Annotated in this window: 16 protein-coding genes and 1 pseudogene; 13 read left to right on the top strand and 4 right to left on the bottom strand. The window is 41.0% G+C overall.

Features of this window, described 5'->3' with window-relative positions; translation table 11 throughout:
* Window positions 1-96: 96 nt before the first annotated feature.
* The 10 genes and pseudogenes from rlmN (at window position 97) to LOC50_RS15735 (ending at window position 13018) form a co-directional block, all read left to right on the top strand.
* Window positions 97-1227, top strand: coding sequence for a dual-specificity RNA methyltransferase RlmN (rlmN, locus tag LOC50_RS15780; protein ID WP_010389431.1), 1131 nt, complete (start codon window positions 97-99; stop codon window positions 1225-1227).
* A 115-nt stretch (window positions 1228-1342) separates the two neighbouring features.
* A pseudogene (gene pilW / locus LOC50_RS15775) lies at window positions 1343-2248 on the top strand (type IV pilus biogenesis/stability protein PilW); the annotation flags it as partial.
* Window positions 2249-2625: 377 nt separating this feature from the next.
* A complete protein-coding gene (locus LOC50_RS15770) occupies window positions 2626-3495 on the top strand; it encodes a RodZ domain-containing protein (RefSeq protein ID WP_250654168.1) in 870 nt (289 codons plus the stop codon).
* A gap of 5 nt (window positions 3496-3500) precedes the next feature.
* Complete coding sequence (ispG, locus tag LOC50_RS15765; protein WP_036983705.1) at window positions 3501-4619, top strand: flavodoxin-dependent (E)-4-hydroxy-3-methylbut-2-enyl-diphosphate synthase; 1119 nt, start codon at window positions 3501-3503, stop codon at window positions 4617-4619.
* 188 nt (window positions 4620-4807) lie between these two features.
* Window positions 4808-6088, top strand: a complete 1281-nt coding sequence (hisS, locus tag LOC50_RS15760) for a histidine--tRNA ligase (RefSeq protein ID WP_008111350.1) — start codon at window positions 4808-4810, stop codon at window positions 6086-6088.
* Between the two features lie 45 nt (window positions 6089-6133).
* Complete coding sequence (locus tag LOC50_RS15755) at window positions 6134-6754, top strand: YfgM family protein (protein WP_036983702.1); 621 nt, start codon at window positions 6134-6136, stop codon at window positions 6752-6754.
* Window positions 6755-6764: 10 nt separating this feature from the next.
* A complete protein-coding gene (gene bamB / locus LOC50_RS15750) occupies window positions 6765-7943 on the top strand; it encodes an outer membrane protein assembly factor BamB (RefSeq protein WP_036983701.1) in 1179 nt (392 codons plus the stop codon).
* 93 nt (window positions 7944-8036) lie between these two features.
* Window positions 8037-9506: a ribosome biogenesis GTPase Der gene (der, locus tag LOC50_RS15745; RefSeq protein ID WP_069439096.1), complete on the top strand. Its 1470-nt coding sequence runs from the start codon at window positions 8037-8039 to the stop codon at window positions 9504-9506.
* 342 nt (window positions 9507-9848) lie between these two features.
* Window positions 9849-11576 (top strand): DUF885 domain-containing protein, encoded by a 1728-nt coding sequence (locus LOC50_RS15740; protein WP_250654167.1) that lies wholly within the window; start codon window positions 9849-9851, stop codon window positions 11574-11576.
* 131 nt (window positions 11577-11707) lie between these two features.
* Window positions 11708-13018: a DASH family cryptochrome gene (locus tag LOC50_RS15735; protein ID WP_250654166.1), complete on the top strand. Its 1311-nt coding sequence runs from the start codon at window positions 11708-11710 to the stop codon at window positions 13016-13018.
* 40 nt (window positions 13019-13058) lie between these two features.
* Here LOC50_RS15735 and LOC50_RS15730 read toward each other — a convergent pair whose 3' ends face one another.
* The 3 genes from LOC50_RS15730 to LOC50_RS15720 all read right to left on the bottom strand — a co-directional run bounded on the left by LOC50_RS15730 (window position 13059) and on the right by LOC50_RS15720 (window position 16531).
* Window positions 13059-13517: a TlpA family protein disulfide reductase gene (locus tag LOC50_RS15730; RefSeq protein ID WP_214552372.1), complete on the bottom strand. Its 459-nt coding sequence runs from the start codon at window positions 13515-13517 to the stop codon at window positions 13059-13061.
* Window positions 13518-13577: 60 nt separating this feature from the next.
* Complete coding sequence (locus LOC50_RS15725; protein WP_250654165.1) at window positions 13578-15533, bottom strand: hypothetical protein; 1956 nt, start codon at window positions 15531-15533, stop codon at window positions 13578-13580.
* Window positions 15534-15652: 119 nt separating this feature from the next.
* The gene (locus LOC50_RS15720) at window positions 15653-16531 is read right to left on the bottom strand and encodes a LysR family transcriptional regulator (protein ID WP_214552371.1); all 879 of its coding nucleotides are present in this window, start codon (window positions 16529-16531) and stop codon (window positions 15653-15655) included.
* A 96-nt stretch (window positions 16532-16627) separates the two neighbouring features.
* Between LOC50_RS15720 and LOC50_RS15715 the strand changes: the two genes are divergently transcribed.
* Genes LOC50_RS15715 through LOC50_RS15705 form a run of 3 tightly spaced genes read left to right on the top strand, consistent with a single transcriptional unit; the run spans window position 16628 to window position 21429 of the window.
* Entirely contained in the window at window positions 16628-18196 is a 1569-nt protein-coding gene (locus LOC50_RS15715) for an NADH-quinone oxidoreductase subunit L (RefSeq protein ID WP_250654164.1), read from the top strand.
* Window positions 18193-20619, top strand: coding sequence for a DUF2309 domain-containing protein (locus tag LOC50_RS15710; RefSeq protein ID WP_250654163.1), 2427 nt, complete (start codon window positions 18193-18195; stop codon window positions 20617-20619). Before LOC50_RS15715 ends, LOC50_RS15710 begins: the two co-directional genes overlap by 4 nt.
* Window positions 20620-20622: 3 nt before the next feature.
* Entirely contained in the window at window positions 20623-21429 is an 807-nt protein-coding gene (locus LOC50_RS15705; protein WP_250654162.1) for an L-threonylcarbamoyladenylate synthase, read from the top strand.
* Between the two features lies 1 nt (window position 21430).
* Here LOC50_RS15705 and LOC50_RS15700 read toward each other — a convergent pair whose 3' ends face one another.
* Window positions 21431-23686, bottom strand: a complete 2256-nt coding sequence (locus LOC50_RS15700) for a bifunctional diguanylate cyclase/phosphodiesterase (protein ID WP_250654161.1) — start codon at window positions 23684-23686, stop codon at window positions 21431-21433.
* Between the last annotated feature and the right edge of the window lie 73 nt (window positions 23687-23759).

Here is a 23759-nt window from a genome sequence, read left to right as displayed (position 1 = left end):
ATTTATGATGTTTTACTTAATGATTATAGTGGGTAAATTGTGTACAATTCGCCCTTGTAAATTTTTACCATCACCGCCACCGATTGAGGTTGTTACATGACCGAGCAAAAAAAGATTAACTTATTAGATTTAAACCGAGATGCAATGCGAGAGTTATTTGTATCATTCGGTGAAAAGCCATTTCGTGGCGATCAGGTGATGAAATGGATTTATCATTTTGGCGTAGATAATTTCGACGAAATGAGCAACGTAAACAAAAAGCTAAAAGAAAAGCTTAAAAACGAGTGTGAAATCGTTGCACCCGAAATTTCAGTTCGCCAGCAAGCCAGCGACGGTACTATTAAATATGCATTAGTACTAGAAGGCGGCCAAGAAGTAGAAGCAGTTTGGATCCCAGAAAAAGATCGCGCCACCTTATGTGTATCGTCTCAAGTGGGTTGCGCACTGGAATGTACTTTTTGCTCAACGGCACAACAAGGCTTTAACCGTAACTTAAAAGTGTCGGAAATTATTGGCCAAGTATGGCGTGTAGCCAAAGACATTGGCCTTGATGGCAACAGTGAAAAACGCCCTGTCACTAACGTCGTTATGATGGGGATGGGCGAGCCATTACTTAACGTCAAAAACGTCGTACCAGCGATGGAGCTGATGATGGACGACTGGGGCTTTGGTTTATCTAAGCGCCGCGTAACATTAAGTACCTCGGGTGTAGTACCTGCCCTTGATTTATTGAAAGAAAAAATCGACGTAGCACTGGCTATTTCACTTCACGCCCCTGATAACGCACTGCGTGATATTTTGGTACCCATTAATAAAAAGTACCCAATTGAAGAATTTTTAGCGGCCTGTCGTCGTTATATCGATGGCTCTAAAGCCAATAAAGACGTGACTATTGAATACGTTATGCTTAATGGCGTTAACGACAGCACCGACCAAGCACATGAGCTGGTTAAAACGTTAAAAGGGACGCCATCTAAGGTAAACCTTATTCCGTTTAACCCGTTCCCGGGTAACGAATACACGCGCTCTAGCAACAGCCGAATTGACCGTTTTTCAAAGGTATTACAAGCTGCGGGGATTACCTGTATTGTTCGTCGTACACGAGGGGACGACATTGACGCTGCCTGTGGTCAATTAGCTGGCGATGTGGTTGATAGAACAAAACGTATGGCTAAAAAGAAAATGCGTGATGACAATGCAATTGCAGTAAATATTCATCAAGCCTAAACGTTATAAAAGACTCTGGTGCCTTTGTGATAAATCGTTTATTTTAAATAAATGATGCAACACAAAGGCTTTGCGGTAAGATAGAGGCTATGGAAATAAATAAAGAGACAAGGTAATGCGATCTTTACTTGCTTTAGCACTATCAACACTACTTTTAAGCGGTTGTGTTACTGAAAATAGTTACAACGGCAGTGACAAACCCGTCGTTGAAAATAAAATAAACAACGCAGGCGCAGCGCGTACCCGCATTGCTTTGGCATTACAATATTTAAACACCGGCAATAATTCCCAAGCAAAATATAACCTTGAGCGTGCGAGCGAATATGCACCAAACCTCCCCGAAGTTCATTATTCTTTAGCTTATTACTACCAACAAGTTGGCGAAAATGCATTAGCCGACAAAGCCTATCAAAAAGCGTTGACGATTAAGCCTGACGATCCGAATACCCTAAATAACTACGGTACGTTTTTATGTAGTATTGATGAGTATGATCGCGCTACCGATCAATTTTTAAAAGCGATTGAAATTCCAAGTTATATTCGTGTAGCACAAAGCTATGAAAATTTAGCCTTATGCGCCATTGAGTTTAATGACTTTACAAATGCAGAAAGCTACTTTCAACAAGCGCTAAACCACAGCTCGCAGCGTACATCGACCCTAATTAGCTTAGCCGCCCTTTTTTATGCTAAAAGTGACTTACATAAAGCCAGCGACGTTTTAAAGCACCATGACGATACTGGCCGTGTGTCTGCACGGGCTTTATTACTTAGTTATTTAATTAAACAGCGTATGGGTAGAATAGAAGATGCTGAAAAAATTGCAGCTACTATTTTGCAAACATACCCAAATAGTATTCAAGCTAACGCCATTCGTGACAACCAATTAAGGCAAACAGAGTTTGAAGTGCTGCGCGAAAAGTACCGCCAAGCACAACTTGATGAATTACAAGAAAGCAGTAATAACAATCAAATTATTGTGGAGCCAAAAATAAAAATTATTCGTAAAAAAAGTCCAACATCTGCAGTAAGCTCTGATGATTCAGTAAAGTAAGCTGCAAAAATACAACAAAGACACAAATACCTTTTAGTAAAATAAGAGTAAAAACGAGTGTATCGGTTGATATCGCTCGTTTTGCTGTAAACCAATTTAGCATTTCAGTGTGATTCAATGCTAAACTGCTATATGTTAGGTGCATTAAAGGGCTTTAAAAATAAAAACAGCAAAAATTTTAAAAGGACAATAGTAACGTTTTTATAAAACCGCAGCTGATGATACCCTTTAAAAGCGTGCATTCCAGTAGCAAGAATAAACGAACACTAAAAATAAAAACAAAGTCTTACTCTGGTTATTAAGCCAAAACATTAACTTTTACTCGTGGATCCAGACTCATACATATTATGAATGAAGATAATACACAACCGCAGAGCGACGGACCCTCTGTAGGACAAATGCTAAAATCGCATAGAGAAAATGCAAATATCAGCCTTGCTGAAATCGCCTCGCTATTAAAGCTAACAGAATCACAAGTTGAGCATATTGAAAGCGACGAGTATCATTTACTCGGTGCAAAAACGTTCGTTAAAGGCTATATAAAAAATTATTGCCGCACACTAAGCATAGATAGCAGCGCTATTTTAGCCATGCTGCCTGCTTTTAGCACATCAGATAAGCTAGTAGATATGCAAAGCTTTTCAAGGCGCACAGAAAAAGAAGCGCATGACAGTCGACTGATGACGGTAAGCTATTTAATACTAGCCATTGTTATTGGTTCATCAGCTGTATGGTGGTGGCAAAATGCAACGCCTATTGATGAACAAACTAACACTATTAATGCTAATAACTCGCTTATTTCGGAGCAACAAGAAAACACAAAACTGTTAGCTGAAGCCGCCGACGAGACACTTTTAAATGACAGTGAATCTGCAGAAGAAGTGAATTCAGCATTACAAAATGAGCAACAAAAAATTCAAGCCGCGCCAGTTAATGATGCACAGAGCACCAGTGAACCAAAAAACAGTGATTTAAGCACCATTTTTATGATGTTTAACGATGAGAGCTGGGTAGAAATTCACGATGCCAATGATGAAAAAATTGCTTTTGGTGTAAAAAAAGCAGGCTACGAAATGACCCTAACCGGAGTAGCGCCTTTTTCAGTGGTATTAGGCAAGCATGATGTTGTTCGTATTACCCTAAATGGTGAGCCAGTTGATATTTCGGCCTTTCCTAAAAACCGTTTAGCTAAATTTAAATTACCCTTAGCAGAGTAGTCGCTATGTTTTCAGAATCTCCTATAAAACGCAGAAAATCCACCCGCATAAATGTGGGTAATGTTCCTATTGGTGATGGTGCACCAATTGCCGTGCAGTCAATGACTAACACAGACACAATGGACATTGATGCCACAGTAGCTCAAATTCAAGCGATTCAAGATGCCGGTGCTGACATAGTGCGTGTATCTGTACCAACTATGGATGCCGCTGAAGCATTTAAAAGTATTAAAGAGCAGGTATCGATACCGCTGGTTGCTGATATTCACTTTGACTACCGCATTGCATTAAAAGTAGCAAAGTATGGCGTTGATTGTTTACGTATCAACCCAGGCAACATTGGCAGTGAAGAACGTATTAGAGCGGTTGTCGACTCAGCCCGTGAGCACAACATTCCAATTCGTATTGGCGTAAATGGTGGATCACTTGAGCGCGACCTACAAGAAAAATACGGCGAGCCAACACCTGAAGCCTTACTTGAATCGGCTATGCGCCATGTAGATATATTACGTCGCTTAGACTTTGACCAATTTAAAATTTCGGTGAAAGCGTCAGACGTATTTTTAGCGGTTGGCGCGTATCGCTTGCTCGCAAAAGAAATCGACCAGCCACTGCATTTAGGGATTACTGAAGCAGGCGGCATGCGCTCTGGTTCAGTTAAATCGGCTGTTGGTTTAGGCATGCTATTGGCTGAAGGTATTGGTGACACACTGCGTGTATCACTCGCAGCGGATCCAGTTCAAGAAATAAAAGTAGGCTTTGATATATTAAAATCATTGCGTATTCGCTCTCGCGGCATTAATTTTATTGCTTGCCCTAGCTGTTCGCGCCAAGAGTTTGATGTAGTGAGCACCATGAATCAACTTGAAGAGCGTTTAGAAGATATTATTGAGCCAGTTTCAGTGTCAGTCATTGGCTGTGTGGTTAACGGGCCAGGTGAAGCATTAGTGAGTGATATTGGTCTTGCCGGCGCAAACCGTCGCTCAGGTTTATACATTAATGGTGAGCGACAAAAAGCACGCATTGATAACAACAATATTGTTGATCAACTCGAAGGCTATGTACGCGATTTCATTGAACACAAGCAAAAGCAAACTCCTATTGATATAAAAATCGTAGAGTGATGCGTTGTTACAGGCACTATGTATTTTATTGACCTTTTTTAATCGCGGCATTCACAACGTAGTATAAATTACGTACACCCCGCTGCGCTCGCAATTACCTTATAGTTAGGGTTATAATGCAGGGTCGATTTTTTAGTTTTACGTGGTTGCAGCCTAGGGCTGCACATAAACAGATTTAGGATTTATCAGTGGCAAAACAAATTCAGGCAGTTCGCGGTATGAACGATTGCCTGCCAGGCGATACGCAAGTTTGGCAGAAAGTAGAACACATTTTACGCGAGACCGTATCATCGTTTGGTTATCAAGAAATTCGTTTTCCAATTGTAGAATCAACCGACCTATTTAAACGCTCTATTGGTGAAGTAACCGATATAGTAGAAAAAGAAATGTACACCTTTGCCGATCGTAACGGCGACAATTTAACTCTGCGCCCTGAAGGGACTGCAGTGTGTGTACGTGCAGGTAACGAAAATGGCCTGTTATACAATCAAGAACAACGCCTTTGGTACATGGGTCCTATGTTTCGCCATGAACGCCCACAAAAAGGTCGCTACCGTCAATTTCATCAATTTGGTTTAGAGACTTTTGGTATTGCCAGCGCCGATATTGACGCCGAAGTTATTTTACTCACGGCGCAACTTTGGGAAGCATTTGGCATTACTGATCATGTGCGTTTAGAGCTTAATTCATTAGGTTCAAACGAAGCGCGCGCACAGTACCGCGATGCCTTAATCGCCTTTTTAGAACAACATACCGATGTCCTAGATGAAGATTCAAAACGTCGTATGTACTCTAACCCACTGCGCGTTTTGGATACTAAAAACCCAGATATTCAGGCAATCTTAGTCGATGCACCAAAGCTATCTGAACATTTAGATGCTGAATCAAAAGAACATTTTGAAAATTTATGTGAACGATTAGATGCCGCAGGCGTCAAATACACGGTTAATGAAAAGCTGGTACGTGGCTTAGATTACTATAACCGCACGGTATTTGAATGGGTAACCGACAGCTTAGGTGCACAAGGTACTGTATGTGCCGGTGGTCGTTATGATGGCTTAGTAGAACAATTAGGCGGTAAATCAACCCCTGCGGTAGGTTTTGCAATGGGTTTAGAGCGCCTAGTTTTACTGCTTCAAGCACTTGAGTGTGTAGGTGACATACGTCGTAGTGCTGATGTATATTTAGCAGCTATGGGCGATAAAGCCAGCATTCAAGCCCCTATTATTGCATCTACGTTACGTCGTGATGTACCTGGATTACGCGTTATGGTGCACGCTGGCGGTGGTAACTTTAAAAAACAACTTAAACGTGCTGATAAAAGCGATGCGCTCGTCGCAGTCATTATTGGTGAAGATGAATTAGAGCAAGGCGTTGTGACTATTAAATACTTACGTGAACGTAAAGAACAAGTCACACTAGAATTAGAACAAGCTAAAACGCTACTTGCAGAACTGATTAATAGCTAAAATTATATAAAGCGTAAGTAGTTAAGCGCTTTAACAGAGGTAAGCATGGAAATTTATTCAACAGAAGAACAACAAGCAGAAGCGATTAAGCGCTTTTTTCGTGAAAACGGCCTTTCACTAGCATTAGGCGTTATTGTTGGTTTAGGTGGTTTATATGGCTGGAAAGCATACAACCAAAATCAAATAACGACTGCAGAGCAAGCATCTGATGCTTACACTAAACTTGTCGAAGGCGACAGCGTATTAGCGTCTGCTGATGCATTTATCAGTGAAAACAAAGACACTCATTACGCAACTTTAGCGGCGTTTGTTGCAGCAAAAGAAGCGGTAGATACACAAAAATTAGATGTAGCAAATGAAAAACTAAGCTGGATTGTAACTAACGTTGATAACGCAGAGCTTAAAGCCATTGCAACGACACGTTTAGCGCGTGTGCAAATTGCTCAACAGCAATACGATGATGCATTAAGCACATTAAATGCCCCTTTTCCTGAAGCATTTAACGCAAATGTGGCTGAATTAAAAGGTGACATTTACATTCAGCAAGGCAATAAAGAGCAAGCACGCGTAGCCTATCAAGCTGCTGTTGATGCCGGTGGATTAACGAGTAATCCCCTTTTACAAATTAAGTTAGATGACCTAGCAGTAACTAGCCCAGCGGCATAAGGTTTTAGGCATGAGAAAAATAACAACAGCAACGCTCGCTCTATGTATGGCAACCCTAATGGGATGCTCTTCAAGTGATGACGAAGAAGAACTGGTGCTTCCAGAAATAGCCAATCAATTCGAAACTGACATAGTATGGCAAGAATCTATTGGTAGCGGTGTAGAGCATTACTTTTCACGCTTATCACCCGCTGTTTATAAAGAGACAGTGTATGTTGCTAGCCGTGAAGGCCAAGTAGAAGCCTTATCACTTGCCAATGGCGATACCCAATGGGAAACCGACGTTCGTCAAGATTTATCGTTTTGGCCTTGGAGCGATAACGAAAATGCAAAATTATCAGGTGGAATATTACAAGCTTATGGTAAAATCTATTTAGGTTCAGAACATGGCTATGTCATTGCACTTGACCGTGAGACTGGTAAAGAAGTTTGGCGTAAAAAAGTACCTGGCGAATCACTCTCTAAACCCGCTGCAGGCGATGGCTTAATCTTTGTTAATTTAGCCTCAGGTAAGTTACTTGCGCTTCACCCAGATACTGGTGAAGAACGCTGGAGCTTTGAGCAAGAAGTGCCACCGCTGACTTTACGCGGTCAAAGTTCACCTACTGTGGCTAACGGTGGTGTATTGGTTGGCCTTGAAACAGGTAAGCTCAGTGTTTTAATTTCTGAGAGTGGCTACTCGGCATGGAGTGCAGAAATTGCAGTGCCTAAAGGCGCATCAGAGTTTGAACGTTTAGTTGATGTAGATACGCAGCCGATCATTAGCGGTCCATTTGCTTATGCTATTGCATACAATGGTAACTTATCAGCAGTAGATATTCGTTCAGGTAATGTTGTATGGAAACGTGAATACAGCAGCTACCGTGAAATTAGCATGGATTTGCAAACAATTTACGTTGTTGATAGTAACGGCGTTGTTTATGCACTTGATAAAGATTCGGGCATTGAACGTTGGAGCCAACCCGCTCTACGTGGCTGGTACTTAACAGGCCCAGCAGTTGCCGGTAATTATTTAGCGTTAGGTGACCAAGAAGGTAATTTGCATTGGTTAAATAAAGAAACTGGCGAGCTAGTATCTCGTGAAGACTTTGACAGCTCAGGTTTTTTTGTTGAGCCCGTTGTCGCTGACGATAAATTGATTTTATACACCCGCGATGGTGAAGTTAGCGCGGTAAAAATACCGAACTAACTGTCTACTATTAGTGTAAGGCACTAATAGTTAAATATTTTTTGTAAGGCTTCGCACTGCGAAGCCTTTTGTTGTTTTTTAAAGAGGTAGTTTATGCTTCCCGTGATCGCTCTTGTAGGGCGACCCAATGTGGGCAAATCCACATTATTTAACCGTTTAACACGTACTCGTGATGCACTCGTTGCCGACTTTCCTGGCTTAACGCGTGATAGAAAATATGGCCAAGCAAATTACGATGGCTTTGAATTTATCGTGGTAGATACGGGCGGTATTGATGGCTCAGAAGAAGGTATCGAAACCGAAATGGCTGATCAGTCATTACTAGCCATTGAAGAAGCGGATATTGTTTTATTTTTAGTTGATGCTCGCGTGGGTATGACAGTGGCTGATCAAGCTATTGCTAACCACTTACGTAAGCAAGAAAAAAAGTGCTTTGTGGTAGCCAATAAAACAGACGGCATTGATGCCGACTCAAACTGTGCTGAGTTTTACCAACTTTCACTTGGTGAAGTTCATCATATCGCTGCCGCACATGGCCGTGGTATTACTTTACTGCTTGAGCAAACTCTTCAGCCTGTTATTGCTGAGCTTGCCGCTCTTGATGAAGATGTAGCCGATGACGATGAAGAACTTATCGACTTATATCAAGAAGGTGAAGAAGATGACACCGATCACCAAGCATTTGCCGATAAACCGGTAAAGCTGGCAATTATTGGTCGTCCAAATGTAGGTAAGTCAACCCTTACTAACCGCATACTAGGTGAAGACCGTGTTATTGTATACGACATGCCAGGTACAACCCGCGACTCAATTTACATTCCGATGACCCGTAACGACAAAGAATATATTCTTATCGATACCGCAGGTGTGCGTAAACGTAAAAAAGTAAGTGACGTGGTTGAGAAATTCTCAGTCATTAAAACACTACAAGCAATTGAAGATTGTAACGTTGTGCTACTAGTGATTGATGCTCGCGATGGCATTTCTGATCAAGACTTAAGCCTGTTAGGTTTTGCGCTTAACTCAGGACGCTCATTGGTTATTGCCGTGAATAAGTGGGATGGCCTAGATAACTACGTTAAAGATCGTATTAAAACTGAGCTTGATCGTCGCTTAGGCTTCATTGATTTTGCCCGCCTACACTTTATCTCTGCTCTGCATGGTACCGGTGTTGGTCATTTATTTGAATCAGTTGACGAAGCGTATGAGTCAGCAACTAAGCGAATTAGTACTGCTATGTTGCGTCGTATTATGGACATGGCACAGGCCGACCACCAGCCGCCACTTGTTCGTGGACGTCGTGTTAAGCTTAAGTATGCGCATGCTGGGGGCTACAACCCGCCACGTATCGTTATTCATGGTAACCAAGTACATGACCTACCTGATAGCTACAAACGCTACTTAATGAACTACTACCGTAAAGCACTTAAGATTATGGGTACGCCAATCAAAATTGAGTTTAGAGAAGGCGATAATCCATTTGCAGGGCGTACTAATAAAGTAACCTTGTCGCAAAAACGTAAAATTCGCGCGTTTAGTAAAGAAAACCGCAATAAAAGCTAGGTGCTAGGTGCTAGGTGCTAGGTCAAAATTAAATAGCGTACAATAAAAGTACGCTATTTTTTTATCTAAAATAAAGTAACAGTACTCGTAAAAGGGTTATTTGACATCAAAGTGCAAAGCGTATGGTTGCCCCACATACCCTTGGTAAGCTTTCTATGTGCTGTTTAAATCATTATTCTTAAAAAATTATTTCTCCATTGTTTATATAAATAAAATAAGTAAGGAGAGCAATTAAACACACGCCTTAATGTTATAAAACCAACGCATTAATTGAGTGAACTTGTTATTATCGTAAAATAGGCACGCATATAACAATTAAAACTCTAAAAAGTGAAATTCAACATGTTTAAAAAAACAATCTTAGCTATTGCCTTAGCAGCCACCTCGCTGCCAAGCTTAGCCGACAGTAACAGCGATTTAAAAACCATTATTGATAACCACTGGCAAAACGCCAAAGCTGAAAAAATATTTTTTAGAACCGATCCTGATGGTTGGAAGCCCAACGGTACCCTACCCGATTGGAGCGAGCAAGCCATTGCTAAGCGCCAAGCTTACAACAACAGCGTACTAAAAAGCTTAGCCAGCATTGATCCTAAAACACTCAATAGCGAGCAGCTAATGAACTACCGCTTATTTAAATATGAGCGCGAAACCGAGCAGCAAAGCTACCTTTACCAAGATAAATACTTTCCGGTTAATTTTTTAAGTGGCTGGCATACTTACTTTGCAGAAGCGCCAGCTAACATGGCCTTTTTAACCCCCGAGGATTACGATGCATTTTTAGTTAGCCTTGGTGATTACCCGCGTTTTAATCAGCAAAACATTAATTTAATGAAAAAAGGCATTCAAACTGGTTTTACCCACTACTGCGAAACGTTTAAAAATTATGGCCAAAGTATTAGCGCCCATATAGTTAAACAACCTGAGAATAGCGCCTTATATGAGCCATTTACCCGTATCCCTAATACATTTAGCGCAGCGCAAAAAGAAACTTACCAAAATAAAGCTAAAACATTAATTGCCTCAAAAGTTGTGCCTGCTTATCAGCACTTTTACGACTTTTTTGAAAACGAATACATGCCACATTGTAGATCGCAGCCGGGTATTGCAAGCATCAAAGGGGGCCTTGATTATTACAAGTACACGGTTAATTACTACACCACCACTAACGCCACACCTAAACAAATACACGAACTAGGCCTTAAAGAAGTGGCGCGCATTAAAGCACAAATGCAAGCCATTATTGATAGCGTTGGTTTTGATGGCAGCTACAGTGACTTTTTAGAATTTTTAGCAACCGATGAGCAATTTTACGCAACCGATCCCCAAGACTTGCTAGAAAAGACCGCTTTTATAACCCAAAAAATGTATGGCAAACTCCCCACATACTTTGGCCATTTACCGCGTAACACCTTTACTATAAAAGGCTCAGCGAGTCGCGGTGCGTTTTATATGCCACCTGCTGATAACCGCTCGCCCGGCACTTACTTTTTAGCCTCAACTCCTAAATTGCAGCCTTTATATAATTTAGAAGCACTTAGCCTGCACGAAGCCATACCTGGGCATCATTTACAAAACGCCATTGCAATGGAGTTAGACGTTCCTGAGTTTAGACGCACTCTTAGCCACTCGGCTTTTGGCGAAGGCTGGGCACTGTATACAGAGCGTTTAGGCAAAGAAGCAGGCTTTTACCAAAGTCCATACAGTGACTTTGGTCGTTTAGGCTACGAAATGTGGCGTGCTGTGCGCTTAGTGGTTGATACCGGCATTCATGCCTTTGGCTGGAGCCGCCAAAAGGCAATTGATTATTTGGCTGATCATACCGCCTTGCCACAAAGCGCTGTGGAAGATCAAATAGATCGTTATATTTCATGGCCAGGCCAAGCGCTTTCATACAAAATGGGCGAAATTAAAATACGCGAACTTCGTGCAAAAGCCGAAAAAGAACTAGGCGCACAATTTGATATACGCAGCTTTCACGATACCATTATTGGTCAAGGTTCACTTCCTATGGCGGTACTTGAAGATGTAATTAACGACTGGATAGCACAGCAGAAATTAGCTATCTAAGATACAACGCAAACAAATTGAGAGGCGGTATTGTTACCGCCTTTTTTTAAAGCCCTATTAAACACCTTAAAACTAATCTCTGCTCGCTTTTGCTTCGTAAAATAAATGATTTTAAAAACCAGAGCATAAGTATGAAAAAACGTATTCTGTATTGGCTGCAAAATGATTTGCGCATTGACGACAACCCCATACTCAATGATTTATCACAGCAACAATGTGAGTTGGATCTTGTCTTTGTGATTAATGCGGCTTGGTTTAAAAGCAATAACTACCAACAAAAACCCTATGGCATCCATAAACAACGCTTTTTAATGCAAAGCCTATATGGGCTACAGGAGTCTGTTATAAAGCTTGGCCAAACTTTACATATTTTAGAAGGCGATCCGGTAAAGGTATTAACACAGCGTATTAATGAGCTTAGCATTGATGAAGTTGTATATAGCGAGCAAATAGGTGTGTATGAACAGCGCCAAATTAGCGCGCTTAAGTCAAAATGCACTACTGTGGTATTTAAATCTGTGATGCAAGATACTTTATATCAACAACAGCAACTGCCCTTTGAACTTGCTGATTTACCAACCGGCTTTACCCCTTTTAGAAAAAAAATCGAAGCCACTGGTATCAGTTTATCCGCAGTGCCGTTCTCAGCAAAAAGACTTCCACCGCCTATTATTTTATGTGCTAAACAGCCTATATCAGAGCCGCCAACAGGAAACCCTTTACTCCAAGGTGGACACAAAGCCGGCCTTGCGCATTGTCTACAGTACTTTTCATCAGCTTTACCAAGCAGCTATAAAATCACCCGTAATGAGTTGGATGGCTTTGATAACTCGACTAAATTTAGTAGCTGGCTGGCTTTTGGTTGTATTAGTGCCAAGCAAATTTTTTGTGCAGTAGATGCTTATGAAGCGCAGCATGGGGAAAATGAATCAACATACTGGATCAAGTTTGAATTGCTCTGGCGTGAGTATTTTAAGTGGCATGCAATTAATGTGAAGCATCAGTTATTTACTTTTAAAGGTAAAAAACAAAACTCGCCACTTACCACTTTTAGCCCGAACCGTTTTGCAAAATGGTGTCAAGGCAGTACCCCTTATCCGCTAGTTAACGCTATTATGAAAGAGCTTAACGCAACGGGCTTTATCACTAACCGTTCACGACAAATTGCAGCCAGCTGTTTGGTCAACGAACTACAACTAGACTGGCGCTATGGCGCTGCTTACTTTGAACAACAACTTATTGATTACGACGTAGCCGCTAATTGGGGCAACTGGCAATATATTGCTGGGGTTGGGGTCGATCCCCGCGGTGGGCGACACTTTAATTTGGCAAAACAAACCCAGCAATACGACCCATACGGTGAATATATTGCCAAATGGCAAGGGAATGAGCACTGCGATGCACAGTTAGATGACTTAGACGCCGCCGACTGGCCTGTGTAATAATAAAACCTCGAACATGATATTGGCTAGCTGACTCTCGTTATAAGCCCAAGGTTAAGTCTTGGGCAAGTGTGCCGCTAGGTTTTTCTACTACGCGGTTAACTTCAACCCCGTTATGCTTAACAATAAAAGTGGGGGTATATTGTAAGTCATGCGCTAGGGCAATACCTGCCTCATCCCGCTTGTCATAATCTACTGTAACAAAGGTTATTTTCGAAAGTTCAACCTGAGACTCATCGAGTAACTTTATTAATCGAGGTACTTCGCGAGCACTGTCATGACACCAGGTACCTAAAAGCACTAACACCTCTTTACCTGCTAATTTTTGCATCAATGCAACGTCTTGCGGTGTAGGCGAAAATGCTTGGTATTGCTTGGCAAATTTATCGTGATCGCTTAATAAACGCTCAGCAGTAACAGCGTCTGAGTGTAGCTTGAGCGTTGCATTCACTGCCAGTGGTAGAGTCAAAATAAAGAGTAAAATTAATTGTTTTAACATAAACCTATACCTAACTAGCTTTTAGCTACTATACCCATAATCGAGCTTAAGTGAATACATTTACTTACTTTTATCCATAAAATTATTCACTTGAGATAAAACAGCTAAGTACTCACGTTTGGCCTCTTTGTTTTGTTCTAATTTATCTAAATCACCGATTAACGTCACTAATTGCGTATGTGAATAACTCGATGTTGTTCTAAACTCGTTTGTCGCCCCCACACCACTGAGTCGTTTTCTTTCATTCATACGATAACGATCTTCATTTTTCTCGAGCCAAATATCGTTAATAAGACGAATATTGCTCTCACTGGTGGTTGTTTCTTTCAATTCCTTTTTTAGTTCGTATTGAGATATTTCAGGATTAAACTGATACACTTTTTTATCTACATTCACCTCATGAGCCTGATCAAGGGCAACCAATTCGTTATTTTTTACAGCGGTACCAATAGTGTAATTTTCTTGTTTATCATAATAATCAGGTGGGATGTCAGAGCGCTTGCCTGCTTCATAATTAAAACGTGTGCTCGCCGCTTTATCTTGAGTAACCCCAGTTAATTCTGCTGACTTTTGGTATTCTGTATTTTGACTCAGCTTTGTGGTGCTTGTTGCTATGTAATCACCTTGATCCATTGCAAAAGAGAATTTTGCATCAAAATCAGCTAACTTAGAAATCCCGTCGCCTAGGGAGTTTTTATCACTACTTCCTAGTCCTTGATAACGTGGATCACGGGTGATCATATTGTCAACCAAATCAGCTACTAGCTCGCGTCCGTTAGTAAACTGCTGTGTAGCAACCGACTCTATTTGACTATAGCGCTCAGCGGCTGATGACATACTGCTAAACGCACTTTTAAAAACAGCGAGCCCTTGTTTCATCACTTCATCACTTTTGTGACCAAACGCCGAACGTGTACTTTTCTCAGAGCTATTGAGCTGGCTATCTTCTAAGCTTTTATCGAGCGCTTTTATGTATTGTTGCATTTGGCTTTTGTCTTGCGCGCCAATGGTTGACATATCAAGCGAAAAATCAATATTGTTTTGTCCGTTTACCGATTCAAACTCGAGTAGTTGCTGCTCAGAATCCTCATCAAGGGTATAACTTAAATTAAGCTCATTATCTATTCCAAGGAGCGCTCCATCAGCTTCGGCAGTATTTCCCTCTGACGTTGAAAAATACAAATCAAAACCCGAAAGCTGTTTATTATCAAAATTGCTTAAAAAGCTTAAATCTAAATCAGTTTGGTTTGCGGGTACATAACGACTGTAAGCGCTTTGTTTAGCTTTAAAAAATTCATCCGCCATTTCACCAACACCAGAAAGTACTTGCGTTAATGCTTGGTGTTCAGTCTCAGATAAGTCGCCATCTACTTCATAACTTATGCTAAATTCGTCAGTGGTTTCGCCTGTTTCCTCATCATAACCTTGCGCAGAATGAAAGGCGATATTGATAACATCACCTTCTTTGGTTTTTACCGACAGCTCAAACCCATAGTTATCATCATCCTCATATCGCTCGCGGTTAAAAGTTTCCATAAAGGGGTCTAGCGAGCGTTCAACACGCTGCTGACTAGACGCTAAAAAGGTTTTTTGATTGAACCCAAGCTGCCCCAAGTTTGATAAAATATCGCTAGTGTTAGCATAAGCGCCCTGAATATTTTTTACCGAGCTGTTTAAACGCTCAATTAACTGATCACTACGCTCATTTTTTAATAGGCCCTCTTGCTGAGAACTGATAACCGTTCGCAGCGCAACCTCTTCACTGGAGAGTTTATAATTTGAGCCACTGGGTGCGCTGGAAATCGTGAGTAACGAGGATAATTGCTGATTAAGTATTTCATCGACTTGTTGGTCACTAAACTGACTAAGCATTTCATCAGTGATTGTTGCCGAACTTGGCGCTAAGTGAGCACGCGATTGCAAACCTGTGGGCATACTGGTTTGGTTTGAATTATTGACTGATTGGGCAAGCAACGCATTTAGGTTAGCATAATTGCCTTGTAGTTTATTAACCATGATTATCCTTAATCTTCAGTACAATACAAATACGGTATCGGCCAACGAATTAAAAGCTTTAATTCGTTTTTATTATTTAAAAATAAAGTATTTACGCAAAAAACATTCTTTAAAAGTAATTAGCAGGTTTTGGCAAGCAGCGACTTTAATATGTCTGGTACAAATTTTCGCTGCGCGGTAATGGCATAGAAGTGTTCGAAAGCATCGGGTAAACGTTGGTATTCAACTAATAGGCCTTGTTCTATTTCATCCTTTACTACAACTGATGGCAATACCGATAGTGCACCACTATCACGAGCAAGTAATCGCAGCATAGCCATATCATCAGCCTCTGCTTTTATTTTTGGCTGATATTGCCAGCGGGCACACAAAGCATTAAATGAGTCTCTAATGGCGGAGGTTTTACTGGGTAGCACCCATTGTGCACCTGTGTAACCGGTAGGAAATTGACCGCGTGTTTTTTTATCTGCTGGACCCACTATGGCTAATGGCTGACGAGATACCAACTGGCTTTGCCACAGTTGATCGTAGTGCTCAAGTCCGATGGGTTTATTGGTTAAAACTAAATCCAGTTCGTGTTCGGCCAAGCCATTTAACAGCCCATCCATACGCCCTGCAGTCAGCGAAAAGCGCACTTCGTCATTGCTCATTAAGGGATTTATAAACTCTTCGATAAAGTTACGCGAGAGCGTATTAAGCACCCCGATTGATAAATGCTGGGTTTGGGAAATCAGCCCTTTGTGAATAAAAGAAGACAGTTCTTCCCCTTTGGTGAATATATCGTTGGCGTACATTTGCACCCGCTTTCCCATATCGGTTAATGCGAGTGTGCGGCCTTTACGTTCAAATAACTCAATATTAATGGTGTGTTCTAATTGTTTTATTTGCGTAGAGAGCGCTGACTGCGACAAATGCAGCTCTTTCGCCGCTTGGGTTAAGTTACCAATACGAGCAACCGACCAAAAATAATATAAATGATGATAATTTAAACGGCTCATTATTGTTCTCTTTTATAGAACGTTTATATGCATTATATCTATTTTTATTTAGTTATATAGTTTGTCATACTCCAATAACTAAATAAGGAGCACTGAATGAGCGAGTATATTATTTCGTTGTTATTACTAATGATGCCATTAAGCACATTCTTAGCGGCGTGGTTAATTGGCCGACAACCTTGTGCCTCAAATGGCAATGTACTGTTTAAAGTGATGCTACTAAATAGTGTTGCATTTATCAGTGCCGTTGCACTTTATCGTATTTATGCCTTTGATTTACTGAGTTTCTTATCGCTCTCAGTGACCCGCGCCATTATGCTAGGACTAATCCTGTTCATAACGCTGATATTAATTCGGTTTTGCAAACACTATATGCAAGGTGAGCCACGCGTAAACTACTTTTGGCGATGGCTATTACTTACCATCACTGCCGTATTAGTTGTGGTTATGAGCAACCACTTAGCGCTATTTTGGCTAGGCTGGGTGGCGATAAGTTTAGCACTGCACAAACTATTAATGTTTTATCCTGAGCGCCCTCGTGCGGTACTCGCCGCTCATAAAAAGTTTATTGTGGCACGTGTTGCCGAATCCTTATTACTCGTCGCATTTATTATTTTATCGGTTACTCACAATAGCCTATACATTAGCGATATCACTACTTTTTATCACACCACCACACTACCGCTATCTTTGGCTGAACAACTCGCGGCCTTTTTAATCGCTTTTGCAGCTTTAATCAAATGTGCTCAGTTGCCTATGCATGGCTGGCTAATCAAAGTGGTTGAAGTACCCACACCGGTGAGCGCTTTATTACATGCCGGAATCATTAATTTAGGAGGCTTTTTATTAATTTTATTTGCGCCTTTGTTTATTCAAGCTAGCGCAGCACAATGGTTAATTTTAATTATTGCTGGTTTAACCACAGTGATCAGCGCATTAATAATGACTACCCGAATAAGCGTTAAAGTAAGGCTTGCTTGGTCTACTAGTGCGCAAATGGGATTAATGCTCATAGAATGTGCGCTGGGATTATTTGAACTGGCTCTGCTTCACCTTGTTACTCATTCAACCTATAAAGCCTTTGCATTTTTAAACTCAGGCAACGGTGTAAACGAAGATCTGATTCGCCGCCACATTCCAAAACAATCACCCACGTGCTTTGCTTGGTTAATGGGGGCATTGGTGTCGATTACCCTAGTTAGCGCTGCTTGGACCATTAGCGGCTATCAAGGCGCGGTCAGTGTGTGGCTACTTTTAGCATCGGCTTTAACTATTTTACTGGCCAACCAACATGGCGCTTCTAGCGTGCAAACTTACAGTAAAAAACTGCTAGTCGCACTATTAGTTGTTATTAGTTATGTGGTTGCTAAAAATATATTTACTTTAGCACTAGAGCTTGAGCAGTGGCGCGAAGCTGCATTTAGCCTCGCCGATAGCTGGGTAATAGCCCTTATTTTAACGTTAATGATTGCCAGCTACTTTTTACGCTACCAGTCTTGGCGACCACAGGTTAAATCACTTTCCACCCTATTATTTGCAGGTTTGTATTTAGATGAGTGGTTTACGCGGTTAACCCTAAAAATATGGCCGATAAATTTACCTAATAATGGCCACACCGATTTAAAAAATCATGCAGCTGGAATCACCGTTGAGGAATCAAAATGAGCAATCAAACGCATTCAAATCACACGGCTTTATCGTTAAGTGACACTGAAAACAACATACTTAATAAAGTATGCGGTTACATAGCACCAAACTGGCCTTTAGATCAGATGATTGCCGTTAACCCATTTTGGGAAATGCGCCACCTGCCTATTGAAGATGTAAGCGCACGCATTGATACCTTATGTAATGCCAATATGCTAATGCCTAAAGACTTTTATCAGCACAAGTACGACAACGGCATTATTACTGATAACCACTTAGCCGATGCAGCCAAGTTACTTAACAGTCACTTTACGCATGAGCAACTCATACAAACCCTTCACATTGATGTTCCTTTAGTGGATTGGCACAACATTGCAGATTTACTCGACCAGCAGCGCAATAAACATAAAATGGCTTGGCATGATGAAATTACCCATCAATTGAGCCAGTTTTGTGCCGCGCATTATCAGCAGCTTGGCCCAATGCTTCATGGTGATGACACATCACCACAATCACCTTTATATCGCCATTGGTTAACCGTTATACAAGCGGATAAAGGCATTAGTATTGTAATGGATGAAAAGCATTTAAATGGCTACTTTAAACAACTGCCCACTTGCGCTGATGAACTGATTGCACTAACACTCTCAACGCTTAACATAGATAACGACTCGTTAGAGTTATACGCGCACTCATTGCTCTTAGATATTAACGGTTGGGCATCGTGGTTGGCGTATTTGCGATTCCAAGGCCAACTTTACGCTAAACCCAAAGATGATATGAAACAGCTACTGGCCATGCGAATGGCATGGGACTTGGTTATTTGGCAGTATCTGGCAGATCATGATAGTGCTTCATTTAAACAACTACAAAGTCAGTGGCAGCAAGAAAAGTCACTCGTAGTTGAGCGCCTGCATGCACACAAATTAGCACAAAAGCCATTATGGGTGTGGGCAAAAGCACTGGAGCTAAGCTATCAATACCCGCTTAATCATGCACTGCAAAGCGCCACTAAAACCCCAGTGAACAACGCTCAATTACAAGCGGTGTTTTGTATTGATGTACGCTCAGAGGTTATTCGCCGCGCGCTTGAATCGCAAAGTAAAAATATAGAAACCTTCGGCTTTGCCGGTTTTTTTGGATTGCCACTAGAATATCAAGAAAATGGTAGTGCTATTACTCGCCCACAGCTCCCTGGGCTACTTAAACCGGCTATACATGCCACGCAAACTCACAGAGACGCTACACTTGAAGCATCACGCCAAAATAGTGCTACATGGCAAAGTTGGTCAAAATCAGCCCCCTCATCGTTTTCTATGGTTGAATCAGCAGGCTGGCTGTATGCATTTAAATTAATAAAAAATACCTTTTTATCTAAAGGTAAAGCTAAAAAGTGCGCAACCACCAACTGGCAATTAACACAAAACCAGCAACAACTGACCCTAAAAGACAAAACCGACTTAGCTCAAAAAGTGCTTAACACCTTAGGAATAAAAGAGTTTGCGCCGCATGTTATGTTGGTGGGCCACGCCAGCCATACAACTAATAACTTGCACAGCGCTGGCCTAGAATGTGGGGCCTGTGGAGGGCAAAGTGGCGAAGTTAATGTACGCGTGCTAGCAAACTTACTAAACGATACCCAAGTGCGCCAAGCGCTTAAAGAGCGAGGGCTAACACTGGCACAGAGCACGCAATTTATTGCCGCTATTCATAACACAACCACGGATGTCATCACCGCTTACGATACCGAGCTTAATGACAATCTAAAAAAATGGCTAACCGTTGCCACGCAAACCGCTCAGCAAGAACGTTTAATAAATATCGACCCACAGTTAGTTAATAAAACCGCAGATGAAATTAACCATGCTTATCATCAACGTGCCCGCGATTGGTCGCAAGTACGCCCAGAATGGGGGCTTGCTAATAACGCCGCCTTTATTGTTGCACCACGAGCATGGACTCGCAGTGTTAACTTACAAGGACGCTGCTTTTTACATGATTATGAATGGGAAAACGATAACGAATTTGCGGTATTAGAACTGATCATGACCGCCCCCATGATAGTAACCCATTGGATCAATAGTCAATATAATGCCTCGGTTACCGACAACCATAAATACGGCAGTGGTAATAAAATACTCCACAATGCAGTTGGCGGTAATATTGGATTATTTGAAGGTAATGGCGGTGACCTTCGTATTGGCTTAGCCATGCAATCACTGCACAACGGGGATAAATGGATGCACGAACCGATTCGCCTTAATGTATATATTGCTGCACCGCAATCTGCAATCGCGGCAATTTATAACAAGCATACGATGGTGAAGGAGCTGATTGATAACCATTGGCTCACTCTCATTCGCTGGGGCGATGATAATACTCTCGAGCAGTTCGAAAATGGATATTTCTCAACTATTTCAGCCTCTAATGAACAAATATAAGCTATGCCAAAGATAGTCATTGCCACGAAACATAAAAAAGCACCTTTAGTGGCCCCTGCTCTAGAGCCACTTGGTTTTAAGGTATTCACTACTGATTTATTTGATACCGATACACTTGGGATGTTTAGTCACGAAGTACAACGTCATGGCAGTGCCAACACAGCGGCACTGACAAAAGCTCAGCGCGCATGTGAACTCACAGGCGAGCAATTTGGGCTTGCAGCTCCCTCAGCTAATCGCTACAAACAACTAAGCCCAATAAACACAGCCCATGTTATGCGCGATTTAAATGGCCGAATTAGTGCGGTATTAGAGGGTGGTCAATGTGATGTGGGTATTGAATCGACCATTGTTGATGCCAGCTCAGAGCAGTTACGCATATTACGCCCAGGGCCAATTTCAGCAGCTGATATTTTGCAAAAAACCGGACTGCATGTCAGCACGCCACATTCACATAACGAAGTGGTACCGGGTAATGTAAAAGCGCATTATCAGCCTCATGCACCAGCCATGTTGGCTAATACTGAAGATTTCGCTAAAATTTTAAGTGAAAACTCTCAGGGTAAAGGTCACTATTTAATCTATTCGACTCAAGTGCAACAGCAATTATTAGCGAGCGACATTCCATCCGAACATATTACTAAGCTCAGTGCTTGCCCTGTTGAGTATGCTAAAAACATGTATAAAACGCTGCATTATATCGATAAGACAACACCGATGAATATTTATATCGAAAAGCCGCCAGTAAGCAGTAAGTGGGGGGCTGTGAATGACCGCCTTAGCCGTGCCACCACAGTATTTGCAGGATAAGTTAATTAACCGTTAGGTATTCAATAACAGTGGCTGCTGCCATTGGTTTATAAAAGTAATTCCCCTGAAAACGTTTACAGCCAATATCCACTAACATATCAAACTGTGCCTGTTCTTCCACGCCTTCAGCTATAACACTTAAGTTATGGCTGTTGGCAATGGCAATAATACTTTGCACCATACTATTTGATTTAGAGTCCACCAAAATATCATCTACAAAGCTTTTATCTATTTTCAGTTCATCTATAGGTAAGCGCCTTAATAAACTTAGTGATGAATAACCTGTACCAAAATCATCCATCGAGAAGCGTATCCCTCTAGATTTTAAGCTATTTATCGTATCAATCACATGCTCAATATTATCCATAAAGAGGGATTCTGTTATTTCTAAAATGATACTGTGTGGAGCTACATTGTGCGTCTCTAAACTGTGTAATAATGTAGGAATAAATACACTACTTTGAAATTGCATTACTGAAATGTTTATTGCCAATTCAAGAGGGGGATCGCTGTGTTGCTGCATTTTTGCAAACTCACCAATAGATCGCGCTAAAACAAAGTCACCAATTTTAAAAATTAAATCACTTTGTTCTGCAATAGCAATAAACTCAGCGGGAGATACCATACCAAGCTCATCATCCTGCCAACGAATAAGTGCTTCAATAGCATGAATTTTACCCTGCTCATTTACTTGGCACTGATGCACCATAAACAATGACTGCTCGTTTAACGCCATATTAAGCCGCTCTTCTACTTTTAAACGGCGCAAATAAGCTTGTTTAATATCTGCATGGTAATGGCACAGCCATTGCCCTGTATCTTTTGCCCATTGATTAGCCAAATGCGCACTGCGGACCAGCTTACTTTTGGTTATACCATGCTCTGGGTAGTTGGCCACACCAACACTCATATTTAAAGGACGTTCGGTATTTTTGGTTTCATATTGTTCAATAGAAGATGCTAATATTTGTTCAAAAGCGCGCCTATTTTGCTCATCCGCTAAATGCGGTGTAATAATGCAAAACTCATTACCACTGTTTCTAAAAACTAGGTATGGAGCTGCGAATGTAGCTTGCAACATTGCGGCATAGGCTTTAATTGCCTTATCGCCATACTCCATACCAAAGCGATTATTCATTGAGCGTAAATTGGTAATGTTTATGATTGCTAGACTAAAAGATGTGTCTTTTTTTTCTTCAAAGCTATCACGCAGTGCTTTTCGATTGGGTAACTTTGTTAAATCGTCGTTCCGAGAAAGGTAAAACAGTTCATCAACTCGTTTTTGCTCAGCACGAGCAATAAACCTAAAACCAAAATATAAGAGCGTACAAATTAGTAAATAGATTAAAAAGTACCAGCATACCTTCCAATAAAAAACGCTTTTTATTGGCTGCATTGCCCGATTTGAGAGTGTCCATAATTGATAGCGATTATCAAATTTTGCAGATGTTAAATAAGGCTTACCACCTACATGTGTATCAATAGTAAACACCTCTTCTGAGGATTTAAATATTTCTTTATCCTTGCCCGTTTGCTTTATCAAAGCATTATCAGATAACCCTAATGCCTGCTTAATTTTGGTTTTTGTATAGCTAGCTATATCTGCATTTTTTACGGAAATGTATTGAATAAAACCATCGATTTCTCTTGCTAGCATTATGTAATCGTCACTATTACTTTGCAAAATATTGAGGTACTTAGCGCCTCTTGATACCGCCATCCCTGCAGTCATTACGGCAATTACAGTGCCACTTTTGTCTCGTAATGACTTTCTTATTGGAATAACCCATTCTTGTAACGATTGATTAAAATAAGTTTGCCCTAACACCATCTTGTCTGAGCTAAGGGTTTGTGAAAAAGTTTGGCGGTTTTTTTCATTTTCTTTCAGATTAATCATTGTTGAGGCATTTAAATTTGAGCTGTAGTAAATAATTTCCCCTTGGGGATTAAACAGTCCAAAGCCTAATAACACAGGGTTTTCTAGTAAAATATTGTCGAGAAGTTTAATTGTTGATGTTTTTTCGGTTAAGTTATTGTTTGAAAGGATGTCTCTGCCAATTAGATCCAGCATAAGCTCTTTATTTCTAAGGGTACTTTTAAGTGCTTGCGCAGAAAACTCGACACGGTTTTGGGAGCTTGTGCGGTATTCTTTTTCGATATTTCGCCATTCATAAGCCAACAAAACGCTTAATAGGACTAGACCGCCCAATAGCAAAAAACAAAAGAGTTTCCATAAATTATTTTTTATTAGTGCCATCTAATTTCTCACAACCCGTTTGGTAGTGTGTTATGTATTCGGGCCCTTAAATGCACTTTATGGCTAGCTTGGT

Origin of the sequence: Pseudoalteromonas sp. SCSIO 43095, from assembly GCF_023650455.1 — a bacterium.
Taxonomy (GTDB): domain Bacteria; phylum Pseudomonadota; class Gammaproteobacteria; order Enterobacterales; family Alteromonadaceae; genus Pseudoalteromonas; species Pseudoalteromonas tetraodonis.
The sequence above is the reverse complement of the archived record's forward strand: the minus strand, read 5'-3'. Positions and strand labels throughout refer to the sequence as shown.

Coding starts and splice junctions, on each gene's coding strand:
- rlmN (WP_010389431.1), top strand. CDS start 97: ATGACCGAGCAAAAAAAGATTAACTTATTAGATTTAAACCGAGATGCA.
- LOC50_RS15770 (WP_250654168.1), top strand. CDS start 2,626: ATGAATGAAGATAATACACAACCGCAGAGCGACGGACCCTCTGTAGGA.
- ispG (WP_036983705.1), top strand. CDS start 3,501: ATGTTTTCAGAATCTCCTATAAAACGCAGAAAATCCACCCGCATAAAT.
- LOC50_RS15755 (WP_036983702.1), top strand. CDS start 6,134: ATGGAAATTTATTCAACAGAAGAACAACAAGCAGAAGCGATTAAGCGC.
- bamB (WP_036983701.1), top strand. CDS start 6,765: ATGAGAAAAATAACAACAGCAACGCTCGCTCTATGTATGGCAACCCTA.
- der (WP_069439096.1), top strand. CDS start 8,037: ATGCTTCCCGTGATCGCTCTTGTAGGGCGACCCAATGTGGGCAAATCC.
- LOC50_RS15740 (WP_250654167.1), top strand. CDS start 9,849: ATGTTTAAAAAAACAATCTTAGCTATTGCCTTAGCAGCCACCTCGCTG.
- LOC50_RS15735 (WP_250654166.1), top strand. CDS start 11,708: ATGAAAAAACGTATTCTGTATTGGCTGCAAAATGATTTGCGCATTGAC.
- LOC50_RS15730 (WP_214552372.1), bottom strand. CDS start 13,517: ATGTTAAAACAATTAATTTTACTCTTTATTTTGACTCTACCACTGGCA.
- LOC50_RS15725 (WP_250654165.1), bottom strand. CDS start 15,533: ATGGTTAATAAACTACAAGGCAATTATGCTAACCTAAATGCGTTGCTT.
- LOC50_RS15720 (WP_214552371.1), bottom strand. CDS start 16,531: ATGAGCCGTTTAAATTATCATCATTTATATTATTTTTGGTCGGTTGCT.
- LOC50_RS15715 (WP_250654164.1), top strand. CDS start 16,628: ATGAGCGAGTATATTATTTCGTTGTTATTACTAATGATGCCATTAAGC.
- LOC50_RS15710 (WP_250654163.1), top strand. CDS start 18,193: ATGAGCAATCAAACGCATTCAAATCACACGGCTTTATCGTTAAGTGAC.
- LOC50_RS15705 (WP_250654162.1), top strand. CDS start 20,623: ATGCCAAAGATAGTCATTGCCACGAAACATAAAAAAGCACCTTTAGTG.
- LOC50_RS15700 (WP_250654161.1), bottom strand. CDS start 23,686: ATGGCACTAATAAAAAATAATTTATGGAAACTCTTTTGTTTTTTGCTA.